The organism is uncultured Fretibacterium sp., from assembly GCF_938040765.1.
Taxonomy (GTDB): domain Bacteria; phylum Synergistota; class Synergistia; order Synergistales; family Aminobacteriaceae; genus CAJPSE01.
In genome coordinates, this window is sequence record NZ_CALIAA010000254.1 from 1 (window position 1) to 15,728 (window position 15,728).

Here is a 15,728-nt window from a genome sequence, read left to right on the forward strand (position 1 = left end):
TGAGACCAAGGTATTATATCATACAACGATGACGGCGCTCCCCCACCCTTCCAGTGGGCGAAAAACAGCGTTTCCCGGTTAGGGGATTCACTCGCTCCTGCTCCATACCCGAGTATTACCAAAAGACCTGCCGGCCGCGGAGGGGGTGGACCGAAGGTTTGATAAAACCCCTAAGTTCGAATACGCGTAACGCAGAGATTTGCTTTCTTGCTTATAGCGCAGCTGCATTATCTCAGAACAACGACAAACGACACAATTTTCCTTGACACTGGTTATAAAAAACGGCTATAATAAAAAAGTTGGAATCGGTGCGGAGAAGTGGCCGAGTGGTCGAAGGCGGTTGACTCGAAATCAACTGAGCGGCTTGCCGTTCCGTGAGTTCGAATCTCACCTTCTCCGCCATTTTTATTTCCGCAGAAATCTGACGAAGTCAAAAACCCCGCTCACAAGCGGGGTTTTTGCTTTTCTCTCGTCTGGCGCTATCGACCGGAATGTTCCTGTATGACTATATGAAGTGTCCTGGCTGTAAACGCCTTCGGGTTCGATGCCATCTTATGCGGGCCAGGGCATGTGGATAGAGAGCGGAGAATCGTCGCTTCCCAACGGGCCTTATCCGTCGACAAATTACGGCCGGAGGGCAATCCCTCGATAACGCTATCGGCTTATGCCCTTGCGGGGGGCCGTAAATTGCGGTAAGGTTCGTTGAATAAAACATGATGGGGATGCGTCGGCCGTAGATTCGGGCGTACCCCGGAGGGGCGAGTGAGACATGACGGGACACGGGAAGATCGAAAACGGCTTTACTGAGGAGAAGGTCAGCCTCTACGTTGCCGGGATGACCTGCGCGACCTGTGCCAAGATGGTGGAGCGGAAGCTGTCGAAGGTCGATGGAGTGTCGTTTGCGGCGGTGAACCTGGCGACGGACAGCGCCTTCGTGGTGCTGGAGCGCCCGGTGCCGCGGGAGGTCCTGGAGCGGGCGGTGCGCGAGGCGGGGTACGACATAGGAAACCCGCCCGGCGAGGGACAGGAGGAGGAGCGGTATCGTGCGGCGCGGCGCGGGGTGATCTTTTCCTGGGTCGTCGTCGTTCCGCTCATGGTCCTGATGGTGCTGCACATGTACGGCGGGGCGTGGGCGCACGCCGGAGCCATGGAGCGCGTCATGCAGGCCATGCCGTTCATCGAGGCGGTGTGCGGGGCCTTCGTCCTCTTCGGGATCGGGCGCCGTATTCTCCGGAGCGCGTGGATCGCCCTCTCGCATCGGCACGCCAACATGGACGTGCTGGTCGCGTTGGGTGCGCTTTCCGCCTGGGGCACGGTGTTCGTCTCCTGGGCCGACCCGGCCTTCCCCTCGTTCGGCGCCATATCGACGATGATCGTGGCCCTGCACCTCACGGGACGCTACATCGAGTCCCGGCTCCGGGACCGGGCGTCGAAACAGGTGCGGGCGCTTCTGTCCCTCTCCGTGCCCACGGCGCGGCTGCTGCTTTCCGATGAGGATATCGGAAAGGGGGATGTCGGAAAGGAGGGCGGCAGAAAGGAGGAGGGAGGTAGGACGGTCGAGGTCCCGATCGAAGCGGTGAAGTCGGGAAACGTCGTGGTCGTCCTGCCGGGCGAGCGCATCGCCGTGGACGGGGAGATCGTCCGGGGCACGACGTCGATCGACGAGTCCATGCTGACGGGGGAGTCCATCCCCGTGTCCCGCGGCGTAGGGGATGCGGTGACGGGAGGTTCCCTGAACCTGACGGGCGCCCTGCGCGTACGGGCCACATCGGTGGGGGAGGACAGCTTCCTCTCGCGCATGGCCTCGTTGATTCGCGAGGCCCAGGGGGCGAAAATTCCCATCCAGGCCTTCGCGGACCGGGTGACGAACCGTTTCGTCCCCGTCGTATTCCTGTTGGCCGTATTGTCGGGCACGTTCTGGTGGGTCCTGTATCGGATATACGGGATGTCGCCCCTGCCCCTCGCCTTCCTGGGGACGGCCAGCCCCGCAAAAGCGCTGAACGCCTTTATCTCCACGCTGGTGATCGCCTGCCCCTGCGCGCTCGGGCTCGCCATTCCCATGGCGCTCGTCGCGGGGACGGGTGCGGCCTCGAAGCGCGGACTGCTGATCCGCAACGCCGAGGCCGTACAGACAGCCCGTGAGCTGGGCGCCGCGATCCTGGACAAGACGGGGACCCTGACGGAGGGCGCTCCGAAGGTCGTGGAGACGAACCTGACGCCGGAGCTGCTGAACGCCGCGGCCTCCATCGAGAGATCGTCGACCCATCCCCTGGCCAAGGCCATCACCGCGGCTGCCGCGGGCGACGCCGAAGTCTCGGAGGTGGCGGAGACCGCGGGCGAGGGGGTGCGCGCGACGGTCGGGGGGCGGGAGTTCTTCATCGGGCGTCCTGTCGACCCGGACGTCTATGGGGCGCAGCTCGACCTTGGCCGGACGGTCGTCGAGATGCGCTCGGGCGACGAGGTGCTGGGCTTCATCGCCGTGGAGGACCCCATTCGGGAGGACACCCCGGAGGCGGTGCGGCGGCTCCGCGAGATGGGGGTCGAGGTCGTCATGGCGACGGGCGACAACGAGCGCACGGCGCGGAGCGTCGCGGCCCGGATCGGGGTCGACGATTACCGCGCCGCCCTGCGGCCGGACGACAAGCTGACCCTCGTGCGGGACTGGCAGGCCCGGGGGCGCAAGGTTATGATGGCCGGCGACGGGATCAACGATGCCGCGGCCCTGAAGGGCGCGGACATCGGCGTGGCCATGGGGGCGGGCAGCGACCTGGCCGTGGAGAACGCGGACATCGTGATCGTAAAGGGCGGCGTGTCCCGGGTGGCCGACGCGATATCGCTCTCCCGGCGCATCTTCGAGGTCATTCGGCAGAACCTGTTCTGGGCCTTCGCCTACAACGTCGTGGCCGTGCCCCTGGCGATGCTCTCGCTGCTGAACCCGATCGTTGCGGAGAGCGCCATGGCCGCCAGCTCCATCTCCGTCATCCTGAGCTCCATGCGCATCGCAGGGCATTTCGGGAGGGAGGACGGGGAGGGCGCCTAGTCCTTGAAAAACCAACCGGGGTGTTTTTCTGGATTGAGTCGGCGCTTTTTAACGTTGAGGGGCCGGTGGGCTGCGACGGATCCGTGGGAATAGGCTATAATAAATCGATGCGTCCCTTATTGGGGACGGAAAACGGTTGGTCGAATCGGGCCGCCGGGCCGAACGACCGGTCGGTCCGTGAAGGAGGCGAGCGAAAATTGTCGGCGCAGTTGAATAATGCGGGCGTCGTCGATGTCCCGCAGCAGTCTATCGGTAAGGATATTGACGTCGAGTCGCTGGGACAGGAACACATCAATCTCGTATTCGCTCTGGGAAACGAGGATTTTGGGGTGGACGTCAACATCGTCCGCGAGATCGTGCGGGTCCCGCCCTTCATCACCCGCGTCCCCAATGCGCCGGGATACATCAGGGGCGTCATCAACCTCAGGGGGACGATCGTGCCGGTCTTCGACATGCAGCTCAAGATCGGGATGCCCTCCACGCCACTGACCGAGGAGGCCCGCATCGTCGTGCTCTCCGTCAGCGACGTCATGTTCGGGATCATCGTGAACTCGGTCCGCGAGGTTCGCACGATTTACGACTCCCAGCTGGAGACGGCCTCGAAGCTCTCCTCCGCAATGGACAAACGCTACGTCCTGTGGGTCGCCAAGCCCGCCGACGGCCGTCTTATCCTTCTGCTGGATGTTTCGTCCCTCTTCGAGCTGGACCAGATCCTCCAGGAGGAAGCCGGAAAGGAATAGCGGTTGATTCGGATCAATCTTCATATTCACAGCACATGTTCCGACGGAGCCTTCGCCCCGTCGGAACTGGCGTGTCTGCTGCATAAACACAAGGTCGCCGTCGCTTCTCTGACGGACCACGACACCGTCGACGGTGTCGTGCCGTTTCTCTCGGGCTGCCGCCGGTTCAGTATCCGGGGCGTCCCGGGGATCGAGCTCTCGTCCACCTCGCCGGAGGGGGAACTGCATATCCTGGGTTATCGCTTCGATCTCGATTCCCCGGAGCTCGGCGAGGTCCTGGCGCAGTACCGGAGCGCGCGCCGGGAGAGGAACTGGGAGATCTGCGAGCGCCTTCGCGGGCTTGGGATCTCGATCTCGATGGGGGACGTCGAGGCGCACGCGAGGGGCATCGTGGGGCGTCCCCATATCGCGCAGGCGCTTTGGGAGAGGGGGTATGCCCCCTCGGTTCGGGATGCGTTCTCGCGCTATATCGGCCAGGGCGGCTCCGCCTACGTATCGCGCTCCCTCCTGCCCACGGAGGAGGCCATCCGCGTCATCCGTGAGGCGGGGGGGCTGCCGGTCTGGGCCCACCCCCTGAGCTCTCTGACCGACCCCGGGGACTTCGAGCCCCTCCTGGACCGATTGAAGGAGATGGGGCTCTGGGGGGTGGAGTGCTGGTTTCAGGGCGCGGATTCGGCCCAGACATGGCGCTGCCTGAACGAGTCCGGAAAGCGCGGGCTCTACACGACTGCGGGAACGGACTTTCATGGGCGTCCAGGGCACCCGGCCAAGATATCGGGGTGCCTGGTGAGGGATGATCTCTTGCCGTGGGCCCGTTTCTGCGGCGGGCTTTAGGGACTCCAATTTCAAGTCGCTCGTATGGTGCGTTGTTTGGGCTCGCTTTGTCTGCAAACGATTTGGAGATGAAATAAGGTAAGTAAGGCGAAATCTGGCAAGATGGCCTGGAGGTGCGTGTTCGTTGTTTCCCATAGATCTGCGGAGCGATACGGTGACGAAGCCCTGCGCGGCGATGCGGAGGGCGATGGCGGAGGCGGAGGTCGGCGACGACGTCTACGGCGACGATCCGACGGTGCTGCGTCTCGAGGAGGAGGCCGCCGGGCTCCTGGGCAAGGAGGCGGCCCTCTACGTCACGTCCGGCACACAGGGCAACCTGGTCTCGCTTCTGACGCACTGCGGTCGTGGCGAAGGGGTCATCCTCGGACGGGAGACCCATATCCTCAACTTCGAGGGAGGGGGTATGGCCTGCCTGGGCGGGATCATGCCGCTCCCGGCCGACGATCCCTCGGGGCTTCCCGGGATACCGGAGATGGAGGCCGTCCTGAAGCCTGCGGATAACGTCCATTTCGTCCGGGCCCGGCTGGTCTGCCTCGAGAACACCAACAACCGGCGGGGAGGGCACGCCTCGACGCCTCGGGAGATCTCCGAGCGCGCGGCATGGGCCCACGACCGGGGGCTCGGTGTCCATATCGACGGAGCCCGCCTCTTCAACGCGGCGGTAGCGCTGGGGGTGAAGCCCGCTGACCTGGTGCGCGATGCCGACAGCGTTCAGATCTGCCTCTCCAAGGGGCTGGGGGCCCCCATGGGAAGCCTGGTCTGCGCCTCGCGCGCCTTCGTCGAGCGTGCGCGCTTCTGGCGCAAGCGCCTCGGAGGAGGGCTGCGCCAGGTGGGGATCGTCGCGGCCGCCGGCCTTTATGCGCTGCGGCACAACATTGAACGCCTGGCGGAGGACCACGAGAACGCCCGGAAGATCGCTTCGATCCTTGCGGATGCCGGCCTGGACGTCTTTATGGCGGCGCGCCCGACCAATATGGTCTACTTCAGGGCAAAGGACGTGCCCTCCGCCGACAGGATTCTCGAGTTCTGCCGCAGGGAGAGGGTCGTTTTCAACAAGTCCGCGCCGGACACCTTCCGCCTGGTTACCCACCTGGACGTGAGTGCCGAGGCTGCCCTCGAGGCCGCCTCGGTCATCGCGAGGGCAGCCCGATCAGCATGAGAGACCTGGACCTCTTCCGATCGGGAAAGTGCTTTTTGTCCCTGGGGCTTCTGGGATTCGTCCTGGCGGTCTGTCTGATGCTCTCGGGGCCGGCCTGGGGCAGCGCGACGCTCTATCGGGGCGGAAACGCCCTGGGCTCGGTCCCGACGACGAACGGCTCCAACAATGAGCCCTGGGTCTCCCTGACGGACACGGGAGCGCTCCTGGGGTTCCAGGCGTCGCTGTCGGGGGAGGAACTGCTCCTCATCCGCGGCGACATGCGGTTCCGTATCGTCCTGAACGCGGTGGCCGCATGGAGGGACCTTTATCTCATCCCGCTCTATGGGGCGGCCTTCGAACGGGACGGACGTTGGTGGCTGGACATTCCGTCCGTCCTGTCGCTCTTTCAGCGGGCGACCGGGACGGGGGCGGGAAACCGCCTGCGTTTCGAGGTGGAGGCGGACGCCCCTCCCTCCGAGCCGGCCGGCTCGGAGGCGCTTCCCACGGCGTCGCCCTCCGCGGCGGATGCCTCCGTCCCCTCTCCTTCGGAACCCGTGGGGGAAGGGACCCCGCAGGCGGGAGGAAAGGAAGCCAAGGGGGCGGAAAGGGCGGAGGACGCGACGATCCCGATTCCGGCGGGGGAGAAGTCCTTGGGGGAGAGCCCCGCAAGGGACAAGCCCGATGCGAAACCGGAGGCTTCCGGAAATAGAGGGGAGATCCGGGCCCTTCGATGGAGCACGTCGCGCGAGCGGATACGGGCCGTGATCGATTGCAGCGATGGGGCCGAACCGCAGATTCAGGTCGAGAAGGGCAACGTTCGGGCCCTCTTCTCCAGCGCCTCGGAATTTCTGGAGGGCCTTCCGTCCCCCTACGGCAACATTTCCGCAGATCTGAAACGGGGACCGTCCGGGGCGTCGCTGGTCTTCTCGTCCAACAGCCTGCGTGTGGAGCGCCTGGCCCTGGATGCCCCGCGGCGCATCGTGCTGGACTTCTTCTTCGAGTCCCCGGCGGATATCCGCGTGCTGCCCGCCCCCACGCCTCCTCCCGCTCCCGCTCCTGCTCCCGCGCCAGTGCCCGGGCCGGCAGGAAAATCCCCCAGGGCAAAGACGCCGGTCCAGCCTCCGGCGAGGCGGGGAGGAAAGCGCCTGGTCGTCGTGGACCCCGGTCACGGAGGAAAGGACCCCGGGGCGACGGCCAACGGCGTTCGGGAGAAGGACATCAACCTGGGGATTGGGCTGGCTTTGGAGGAGGTGCTGAGGAGCAGGGGGTTCGAGGTTCAGATGACCCGGAGGACCGACGTCTACCTGAAGCTTCAGGAGCGGACGGACATCGCCAACCAGGCCAATGCGGACGTCTTCGTCAGCGTCCACGCCAACGCTCTGCCCTCACTGAAGAATACCGCGGGCTTCGAGATCTATCTCATGGCGCTGCCGACGGACAAGGATGCGCTCGCGCTCGCCAAAATAGAGAACCGGGAGTATGTGGAGGAGAAGTCCGGCAGCTCCGCGGCCGTGGACAGAAGGACGGAGCTTTTGCTTCGCATCCTGGGGGATATGCAGCAGAACAACAAGATCAGCGAGAGCACGGAACTGGCGGAAGCCCTGTTCAAGGCGGGGAAACTGCGGGGCATCCCGATGAAGCGAGTGGCTCAGGCGCCGTTCTTTGTCCTTCGGGGGGCCGGGATGCCGGCGGTGCTTTTGGAGACGGGTTTCGTGACGAACCTCAACGAGGCCAAGCTTCTGGCCCATCCGGGCTACCAGCGGAGGATCGCCGAGGCGATGGCGGAGGGGATCGTCAACTATCTGAACTGAGGTTCTGGAGGCAGTCGAATCGGTACGCACACGCGTATGGATATCCGTAAATGGGGGGAATGCTCGATGGCTCGTCGCGGGGATGCGCCCGACGATCGTTACGACGATGATTACAATGACGACTTTGAAGGCCGGAGGCCGCGGCGACGCGGCCGGGATTCCCGCTCCCCGGGACGGGAGCGGCCGCCGTTCCTGCTGCGCTTTTTTTCCTGGATCGGGATCATCCTCCTCTGCTTCGTGGCGGGGTATCTCGGAACGTCCTGGATGGTGCGCTCCCTGAACACCCGTTCCCTGCTGAAGCCGGAGAACAGGGTCGAGAACGGGGAGGACCTGAAGGCGCTGACGGAGTCGGAGAAGGAAAAGGAGAAAGAGAAGGCGAAGGCCGCGCTTTCCGGGGTGCGAGGGGATATCCAACAGGTCAGCCTGAGGCTCTACTTCCTCAAGAACGGAGGCCTGGCCGAGGATGTCCGGCCTTTCCTCGCCCGTCCTCAGGAGGACAACATCAGGGACGCCGTCCAGACTCTTCTCGTCATGAGCGGCATCGAGGGGGCGGAGTCCAATGTGCGCGTGCTCCACGTATTCCGGAGCGCGGACACGGTGTACCTGGACTGCTCGAGGGGGTTCGCCGCGGCCCTGTCCAAATTGGGACAGAAGAACAGCCAGTTTTTGGTGACGGGCATCGTCCGCACGATGCAGGACAACTTTCCGCCGATCGTCAAGGTGCGTTTCCTTATCGACGGCGCGGTGTCCTCCGGCGGGGCCCCCATCGATCTGACGGTGCCCTGGCAGCTGCCGCGCGCGTAGCGATGGACGCCCGGGCCCCGCAGCGGGGGGGGAGGCCGTTCGACGCGCTGCGCCCCCTTTCCTTCGAGCGGCATTATACGCGTTACGCGGAGGGAGCTGTTCTGGCCGTCCAGGGCGAGACGCGGGTGCTCTGTACCGCGACGGTGGAGGAGAAGGTCCCCGCCTTTCTGCGGGGGACGGATCAGGGGTGGATCACGGCGGAATACGCGATGCTGCCGCGCTCCACGGACCGCCGGACGCAGCGTGCCGTACGCTCGGGGATCAGTGGGCGCAGTGCCGAGATTCAGCGTCTGATAGGGCGGGCCCTGCGCCTGTGCGTGGATTTGAAAAGGCTGGGGCCCCGGACCATCACGATCGACTGCGACGTGCTTCAGGCCGACGGCGGTACGCGCGTCGCCTCCGTCAACGGCGGATACGTCGCATTGGTGGATGCACTCAGGGTGCTGAGGGATGAGGGCGCTTTCGGAACGCTCCCGCTCCTGTCCTGCATCTCTGCGGTGAGCGCGGGGATCCTGGACGGGACGGTCCGCCTCGATCTCGACAGCGAGGAGGACCGGGCGGCCAGCGTCGATTTCAACGTGGTCGCGGACCACGCCGACCGTTTCGTCGAGGTTCAGGGGACCGGTGAGGAGGCTCCCTTTTCACGGACGGAGACCGACCGCATCTTCGACCTCTGCCTGAAGGGGTGCCGCGAGATCCGGGAGCGGCAGACGGCGGCGCTCGAGTTCACGGCGGCGGAGCGCAGCGCCCTTGTTTTTTGAGAACCTGCTTCTGGCCACGGGCAACCGGGGCAAGTATGAGGAGTTCCGCGCGATTCTGCCGGAATCGTTCGTTGGGAGTCTCCTGTTTGCCCCTGAGGTCGGGGGCCTCGCCGTCGAGGAGACCGGCGGTAGTTATGCCATGAACGCCGTGCTGAAGGCCAAAGCCTGGGCGGAGGCGTCCGGCCTGCCGAGCCTGGCGGACGACAGCGGCCTGGAGGTCGCGGCCCTGGGAGGGCTTCCCGGCGTCCGTTCCGCACGGATCGTCGAGGGGACCGACGAGGACCGGAATTGCTGGCTTCTGTCGCAGATGGAGGGACGGAGCGATCGCCGGGCGCGATTCGTGGCGGCCCTGGCTCTTTCGGTCCCCGAGCGGTGGACCCTGGTCTGCGAGGGGGAGTGTCCGGGCCGCATCGCGGAGCGTCCGTCGGGGACCGGAGGGTTCGGGTACGACCCGCTGTTCCTGCCGGACGGCCTCGGCGGCTCCTTTGCCGATATCCCGCCGGAGACGAAGAATGCCGTCTCGCACCGCGCCGCCGCGCTGCGGGCGCTGCTGCAGGTGTTGGATGCGGAGGAATGGTGAAATGATCTCGATTCTATGTCCCTCTCGTAAAGAATGTATGATAAAATAAATGCATGACATGCCGGTAACATGGGCATGAATATTTTAGGAGAGATATTTTTCGCCTGTGTTCTTCGGTACCTTGCGGGCGGAAAGTAATTTGTGTGTTTCTGGGACGAGGAGGAGTTTTCTGGTGCGGACGTTGCTTTCTCTGGTGCATATCGTGATCTCCGTGGTGCTGATGATGATCGTGTTGGCCCAGCATCGCAAGGAAGGCGGTTTTGCGGGGGTATTCGGGGGCGGAACCCAGGCGGATGCGGGGCAGTGGCAGCGCTTTTCCGGGCTGACCAAGATCACCGTCGTCCTGGCGGCCCTCTTTATGTTGACCTCCCTCGCTCTTGCCCTGATACGTTAGTTGGCAGAACATAGCGGATTTGACCGGAGTACTTGCGAACGACTGCAGTGTTCGTATACAATAGAAGTTTGCGAAGCACGGTGCTTTGAACAAGATCGGCCTGGCGTGACGGTTGGAGTTCTCCCCGGATGGCCCCCCTGCCACTATTCCGGTGAGAGCTTTCGTGTCCCGCAAGGTTGTTCTCTTGCTGAAGCATCTTCTTCCGTTACTGAGGGATAAATTAGGAAACTGAAAAACTACGGGGCCGTTCTTTAGAAAAAATGAGTCGGCTTCGTGTAGAGTTCGAGGAGGAAACGAGATGGCAGGCAGCAGTTCCTACTTGGCCAGGCCCGGTCAGGTGGAAAGAAAGTGGTATATCGTGGATGCCACGGACAGGCCTATCGGCCGTCTGGCGGCGAGCATTGCGCGCATCCTGACGGGCAAGCACAGGCCGACCTTCACGCCCCACGTGGATACGGGGGATTACGTGATCGTCGTCAATGCGGATAAAGTCCGCCTGACGGGCCGCAAAGCCTCGCAGTCGCACTATCACTATCATACGGGGCACTCGGGGGGCTACCGATCCATCCCCTGGGAGAGAATGCTCGAGAAGCGCCCCGAATTTTTGTTCGAACATGTGGTGAAGGGCATGCTTCCCAAAACCCGCCTGAAGTACGCGAGTAAGTTGAAGGTTTACACGGGCCCCAATCATCCCCACGTCGCTCAGGCGCCCGAGGCGCTTGATCTATAGTTTTGAAGCAGGAGGACAGGCAGATGGAAAACAGCTATTGCTGGGGAACGGGTCGCCGCAAGAACGCCCTGGCCCGTGTTCGGCTTTGCCCGGGCAACGGAGAACTCAAGATCAACGACCGGACGGTGGAGGAGTACTTCCCTCGCCTGGTCTGGCAGGCTCAGGTCATGCAGTCGCTGAAGGCGGTGAACCTTGAGGGCAAGGTCGATGTCTTCGTCAACGCTTCGGGCGGCGGCTTGACCGGCCAGGCCGGAGCGGTCAAGATGGGGATTGCGCGAGCCCTGATCCGCATGAATCCGGACCTTCGCCCCGCCTTGAAGAAGGAGGGCCTTCTGACCCGCGACCCCCGCATGGTCGAACGCAAGAAGTTCGGGCAGAAGGGAGCCCGCGGCAAGCGGCAGTTCTCCAAGCGTTAATTTTCCGGGTGGCGCCGACGTTTTTTCCGTTGGACTGCACGGATTGACTTCAGAATCGGCCGGTTGGGCCGGATGTTCTTCTTCAGGGAGTTGCGGCATGCATCAGGATGCCCTGACTCCCTGAATTTTATAGGGGCAAAATTGTAGGCTAATCTAGGGTTGTTTACAAACCGGGTGAGATTACAGGCGAGAAACGCCCGGGAAGGAGCCGCCCGAAATGAACATCCACAAACGCACAAAACGGACACCCCAGCAGCGAGAGGAGATTTATCGGAGGCATCACACAGAACACATACGCGTTGCCTTGCTGGCCGAGGAATATCACGTCTCCCGTCCGACGATCTATAAGATTCCGGCACGAGGCCGAAAACGGGATTTCTCTATTCACAACAGCTGCAATGCTCGTTTCCGCACTCTGGCCTGGGGCATGAAACGTCTTGCCAAAATAGAAAAGACAATTGAAGCCCGATTGAAAAAGGAGGCCAAACGTTACAACAAAAGCTATCCGGGGGAAATGCTTCACCTTGACTTCAAGCGTCTGCCTTTACTGAAGGGACAAGACCATACCACCCCACGAGATTATCTTTTCGTGGCGATCGACGACTACAGCCGTGAGCTCTATGCGGCAATTCTGCCGGACAAGACAGCCGCTTCTGCTGGGAGCTTTCTGGGTCAAGTCCTGGAGGAATGCGCCTATACGATTGAGACAGCCTATACGGATAACGGCAAAGAATTTCAAGGGAATCCGGAGCATCACGCTTTTGCGGAACTGTGCATGAGAAATGGTATCGGGCAGAAGTTCACGCGCCCGGCAACACCGAAGACCAATGGCAAGGCGGAACGAGTCATACGGACCTTAATGGAGATGTGGCACGATAAGGAGCGTTTCGAGTCTCCGGAACATCGCAGAAAATCACTAGCTCGTTTCGTCAATTACTACAACTGGGTCAAACCTCACAAATCTCTGGGTAATTTGACGCCGGGAGAAAAGCTCTGCTTATATTTTTTCAGACAGGATTTTGTAAATAACCCTTGACTTGCTTACATCTGAAGAAAGAAAGACCCGACGAAGACCTCGCCCAGGTGGCGCTTGAACCGCAGGATCACCGGCAGAAACCACCCGATGCTGAACTTCCTGCCCAGCTCCGCCAGGGAGAAGCGCCGTGCCAGAAGGATGGCGTCTCCCTCCCACACCGCGCCCAGCTCTTCGCAGCTCCAGACAAACGGCCTTTTCTCCCCGGCCCGGAGCAGCATGACCCGCCCGTTTTCAGGAGGAGCATCGGGAGAAGCGTCCGGTGCGGCCTCGCTTTTCGCCGCCTCGAACCTCAGAAAGATCAGGACGCCGCCGTCGGAGAGGAGGAGCAGCGAGGGCTGAGGCAGCCTGTCGAGCCTTTCCGCCGAGGTCGTCATCCTTTTTGCCTTGAGGCCCAGCGCCTTTGCCGCACGCAGGAGGATGAGGGGGATGGCGGAGGGTTCCCGCGAGGGAAACGCACGGCACAGGCTCTCGGGATCCGCAGGTATCCCCGCAATGCGCGCAGCTATCGCCAGGGAGACGATGGCATTCTCCACCAGCGCCGCAGAACCGGAGAAAGCGGAGCCCTCCGGCCCCGCTTCTCCGTTCGTATTCCTTCCGTTCCCGGCTCCGGGTCCGGGACTGAAACTCCCGGAACGGTCCGTCATCGTTTCCGCCATGAAAAAACGCTACCTGTTCCCGGACAATCCGGCATGTCGGGCTCCCCTTTCGAAATGCTTGTTCAGGCCCGTCTCCGTCGATACAGATACTGTTGCATTTGGATTGTCAATCCAATCGTGTTATATCATGCCATTTCCATATCCCTGTTAGGAGAGGACGACCAGGACGTCCCCCGTATTGACGGACTCCCCGCCCCGCACCCGGACCTCCGCCACCGTGCCGTCGGCGGGGGCGAAGATCTCGTTCTCCATCTTCATGGCCTCGAGAAGCAGCACGAGGTCGCCGGCCTTGACGACGCTGCCGACCGCGACCTTGACGTCGAGGACCTTGCCCGGCATGGGCGCGGCGATGGCCGAGCCCCCGGCGGAGACCGGAGCCGCAGCCTTCGGCGCGGCGGGGGCCGCAGGTGCGGATACGGGAGCGGCAGCTGCCGCAGTCGGCGCGGGGGCGGCCGCCGGAGCGGCGGGCGCGCTCACGGGCGCGGCGCCCGTGCCCAAATCCTCCACCTCGACGACATACGCGGTACCGTCCACGACAACCCTATATTTGTTCACTACCGACACAACCCCTTTCCAAAAATGACGCGCTCGGGACGAGCACAAACGACGTTACGTTTCACTTCCATGGACGGCTCAGACGATTCCCGACCCCTTCGATCAGGGCGGCGGTCCTCCAGGTGCGGGTCCAGCGGGAGGGCTGTTCCGCCCCCCTCTCGGGGACGACGGAGAGCACCCGACCCCGGCCCCCCGTCGCCGCAAGGACAGCCGCCGTAATGGCCGCGACGACCTTCCGGTCGACCCCGGCGGCTCGAGGCGCCGGGGCGACGGGAGCCGATGGAGCGGGTTCGCCCCCGGGGAGCAGCGGGGAGGCGGAGGCGGCGGCCGGCCCGACATCCTCCCCGGCAAAGATTTTGATGGCGTAGATCACCGCCGTGAGCCCCGCAAGGACGGCAAAGACGATGGTGAAGGCCGTGATGCTGACGGTGATGGAGCCGGAAACCCCTTCGAAGGCAGCCGGAGCCGCAGAGGGATTCATGGTTCGCCTCCTCAGTGCGGGATGACGCCGTGCTTCTTGCTCGGGCGTCCGACCCGCTTGCTCTCCATGCCGTTCAGGGCGAGCCAGAGCTCCCTGCGCGTCTCCTCCGGCATGATGACCCGGTCCACCAGGCCCCTCTCCGCCGCCACGTAGGGGGTCGCGAAGGCCTTGCGGTACTCCTCTATCTTCTCGAGGCGGGCTGAGGCGGGATCGGAGGACGCCTCGATCTCCTTCTTGAAGACGATGTTCGCCGCGCCCTCGGCCCCCATGACGGCGATCTCCGCCTGAGGCCAGGCCAGGACCATGTCGGCCCCCAGCGATTTGCTGCTCATGGCCAGGTAGGCCCCCCCGTAGGCCTTGCGCAGGATGACGGTGACGAGGGGAACCGTGGCCTCGCTGTAGGCGTAGAGAAGCTTGGCCCCGTGCCGGATGATGCCGTTGTGCTCCTGGGTGACCCCGGGCAGGTAGCCGGGGACGTCCACGAAGGTCACGATCGGCAGGTTGAAGGCGTCGCAGTGACGGATGAAGCGGCTGGCCTTGTCCGAGGCATTGATGTCGAGGCAGCCCGCCATGACCTTGGCCTGATTGGCGATGATCCCGATGGCCCGTCCTCCGATGCGGCCGTAGCCCGTCAGGATATTCTGAGCCCAGCCCGCCTGGACCTCGGTGAACTCCCCATCGTCCAGGATGCGCGCAAGCACGTCCCTCACGTCGTACCCCTTGTTGGGGTTCGTGGGGACCACGCCGCGCAGCTCCGGGTCGGCGCGCTCCACGCTGTCCGACGTCTCCCTGAAGGGCGCATCCTCCAGGTTGTTCAGGGGCAGGTAGGAGAGCACCTTACGGATCTGCGCGAAGCACTCCTCCTCCGAGGAGGCCATGAAATGGGCATTGCCGCTCTTCGTGTTGTGCGTGACCGCGCCGCCCAGTTCCTCGCTCGTCACCTCCTCGCCGGTAACGGCCTTGATGACCGCGGGGCCCGTGATGTGCATGACGCCCGTCTTGTCCACCATGAAGATGAAGTCCGTGAGGGCGGGGCTGTAGACCGCGCCGCCCGCCGTGGGCCCCATGATGACGGAGAACTGGGGGATCACCCCGCTGGCGAGGGTGTTGCGGTAGAAGATCTTGCCGTAGCCGTTCAGGGCGTCGATGGCCTCCTGGATGCGGGCGCCGCCGGAATCGTTGAGGCCGATGACCGGGCAGCCCATCTCCATCGCCAGGTCCATCACCTTGCAGATCTTGTCGGCATGCTTCTCGCCGAGCGACCCCCCCAGGACGGTGAAGTCCTGGCTGAAGACGAAGACCTTCCGCCCGTCGATGGTCCCCCAGCCGGTGACGACCCCGTCCCCCAGAGGTTTGTTCTTGTCCAGACCGAAGTTGACGCAGCGGTGCGTCACGTACTCGTCGATCTCCACGAAGGACCCCGGGTCCAGGAGCTGACCGATCCTCTCCCGGGCCGTCCCCTTTCCCTTGGCCTTCTGCTTGGCGATGGCCTTCTCCCCGCCGCCGGCAAGAGCGGATACGCGTTTCTCCTTGAGCTCCTCACAAAGCTCCTCAATGGTACGGAATCCCATATCCGACACGTTCCTCCTTAAGATAAGCCCGCGAAGCTCGTCACAGGCATTCGATTGTCATAAAGAAAAAATCAACATGGGGGCTTCATGGATTGAATCAGCGCTTCCCTGATCTCGTACACGCGCCAGAGCATAGCACATCTCCGCGATTATGGACCGGGGGAAATGACGATACTCCCGG

The 15,728-nt window shown here is 63.3% G+C and carries 16 protein-coding genes and 1 tRNA gene; 13 read left to right on the plus strand and 4 right to left on the minus strand.

Features of this window, described 5'->3' with window-relative positions; all coding sequences use genetic code 11:
- The first annotated feature begins 312 nt into the window (after positions 1-312).
- From Q0176_RS08750 to Q0176_RS08810, 13 genes are all read left to right on the plus strand, one after another.
- Positions 313-402 (plus strand) — tRNA-Ser (locus Q0176_RS08750).
- 367 nt (positions 403-769) lie between these two features.
- Complete coding sequence (locus tag Q0176_RS08755; protein ID WP_299301656.1) at positions 770-3,040, plus strand: cation-translocating P-type ATPase; 2,271 nt, start codon at positions 770-772, stop codon at positions 3,038-3,040.
- Positions 3,041-3,237: 197 nt separating this feature from the next.
- A complete protein-coding gene (locus Q0176_RS08760) occupies positions 3,238-3,780 on the plus strand; it encodes a chemotaxis protein CheW (RefSeq protein WP_299301659.1) in 543 nt (180 codons plus the stop codon).
- Between the two features lie 3 nt (positions 3,781-3,783).
- Positions 3,784-4,614 (plus strand): PHP domain-containing protein, encoded by an 831-nt coding sequence (locus tag Q0176_RS08765; RefSeq protein ID WP_299301662.1) that lies wholly within the window; start codon positions 3,784-3,786, stop codon positions 4,612-4,614.
- Between the two features lie 124 nt (positions 4,615-4,738).
- Positions 4,739-5,773, plus strand: coding sequence for a low-specificity L-threonine aldolase (gene ltaE, locus Q0176_RS08770; RefSeq protein WP_299301665.1), 1,035 nt, complete (start codon positions 4,739-4,741; stop codon positions 5,771-5,773).
- Positions 5,770-7,563, plus strand: coding sequence for an N-acetylmuramoyl-L-alanine amidase (locus Q0176_RS08775; RefSeq protein WP_299301668.1), 1,794 nt, complete (start codon positions 5,770-5,772; stop codon positions 7,561-7,563). Before ltaE ends, Q0176_RS08775 begins: the two co-directional genes overlap by 4 nt.
- Positions 7,564-7,629: 66 nt before the next feature.
- Positions 7,630-8,367: a GerMN domain-containing protein gene (locus tag Q0176_RS08780; protein ID WP_299301671.1), complete on the plus strand. Its 738-nt coding sequence runs from the start codon at positions 7,630-7,632 to the stop codon at positions 8,365-8,367.
- 2 nt (positions 8,368-8,369) lie between these two features.
- The gene (gene rph / locus Q0176_RS08785) at positions 8,370-9,128 is read left to right on the plus strand and encodes a ribonuclease PH (RefSeq protein WP_299301673.1); all 759 of its coding nucleotides are present in this window, start codon (positions 8,370-8,372) and stop codon (positions 9,126-9,128) included.
- Complete coding sequence (rdgB, locus tag Q0176_RS08790) at positions 9,118-9,708, plus strand: RdgB/HAM1 family non-canonical purine NTP pyrophosphatase (RefSeq protein WP_299301676.1); 591 nt, start codon at positions 9,118-9,120, stop codon at positions 9,706-9,708. The genes rph and rdgB overlap by 11 nt, the downstream gene beginning before the upstream one ends.
- 172 nt (positions 9,709-9,880) lie before the next feature.
- Complete coding sequence (gene secG / locus Q0176_RS08795; RefSeq protein ID WP_299301679.1) at positions 9,881-10,102, plus strand: preprotein translocase subunit SecG; 222 nt, start codon at positions 9,881-9,883, stop codon at positions 10,100-10,102.
- Positions 10,103-10,400: 298 nt separating this feature from the next.
- Positions 10,401-10,832 carry a 50S ribosomal protein L13 gene (rplM, locus tag Q0176_RS08800; protein WP_299301682.1) on the plus strand — a complete coding sequence of 144 codons (432 nt, stop codon included), beginning with the start codon at positions 10,401-10,403 and terminating at the stop codon, positions 10,830-10,832.
- A 23-nt stretch (positions 10,833-10,855) separates the two neighbouring features.
- Positions 10,856-11,248 carry a 30S ribosomal protein S9 gene (gene rpsI / locus Q0176_RS08805; protein ID WP_299301685.1) on the plus strand — a complete coding sequence of 131 codons (393 nt, stop codon included), beginning with the start codon at positions 10,856-10,858 and terminating at the stop codon, positions 11,246-11,248.
- A gap of 217 nt (positions 11,249-11,465) precedes the next feature.
- Positions 11,466-12,284, plus strand: a complete 819-nt coding sequence (locus tag Q0176_RS08810) for an integrase core domain-containing protein (RefSeq protein ID WP_299301688.1) — start codon at positions 11,466-11,468, stop codon at positions 12,282-12,284.
- 5 nt (positions 12,285-12,289) lie between these two features.
- Here Q0176_RS08810 and Q0176_RS08815 read toward each other — a convergent pair whose 3' ends face one another.
- The 4 genes from Q0176_RS08815 to Q0176_RS08830 all read right to left on the minus strand — a co-directional run bounded on the left by Q0176_RS08815 (position 12,290) and on the right by Q0176_RS08830 (position 15,547).
- Positions 12,290-12,940: a hypothetical protein gene (locus Q0176_RS08815; protein WP_299301691.1), complete on the minus strand. Its 651-nt coding sequence runs from the start codon at positions 12,938-12,940 to the stop codon at positions 12,290-12,292.
- 147 nt (positions 12,941-13,087) lie between these two features.
- The gene (locus Q0176_RS08820; RefSeq protein WP_366797396.1) at positions 13,088-13,495 is read right to left on the minus strand and encodes a biotin/lipoyl-containing protein; all 408 of its coding nucleotides are present in this window, start codon (positions 13,493-13,495) and stop codon (positions 13,088-13,090) included.
- Between the two features lie 61 nt (positions 13,496-13,556).
- Positions 13,557-13,976 carry an OadG family transporter subunit gene (locus Q0176_RS08825; RefSeq protein ID WP_299301697.1) on the minus strand — a complete coding sequence of 140 codons (420 nt, stop codon included), beginning with the start codon at positions 13,974-13,976 and terminating at the stop codon, positions 13,557-13,559.
- 11 nt (positions 13,977-13,987) lie between these two features.
- The gene (locus Q0176_RS08830) at positions 13,988-15,547 is read right to left on the minus strand and encodes an acyl-CoA carboxylase subunit beta (protein WP_299301700.1); all 1,560 of its coding nucleotides are present in this window, start codon (positions 15,545-15,547) and stop codon (positions 13,988-13,990) included.
- Between the last annotated feature and the right edge of the window lie 181 nt (positions 15,548-15,728).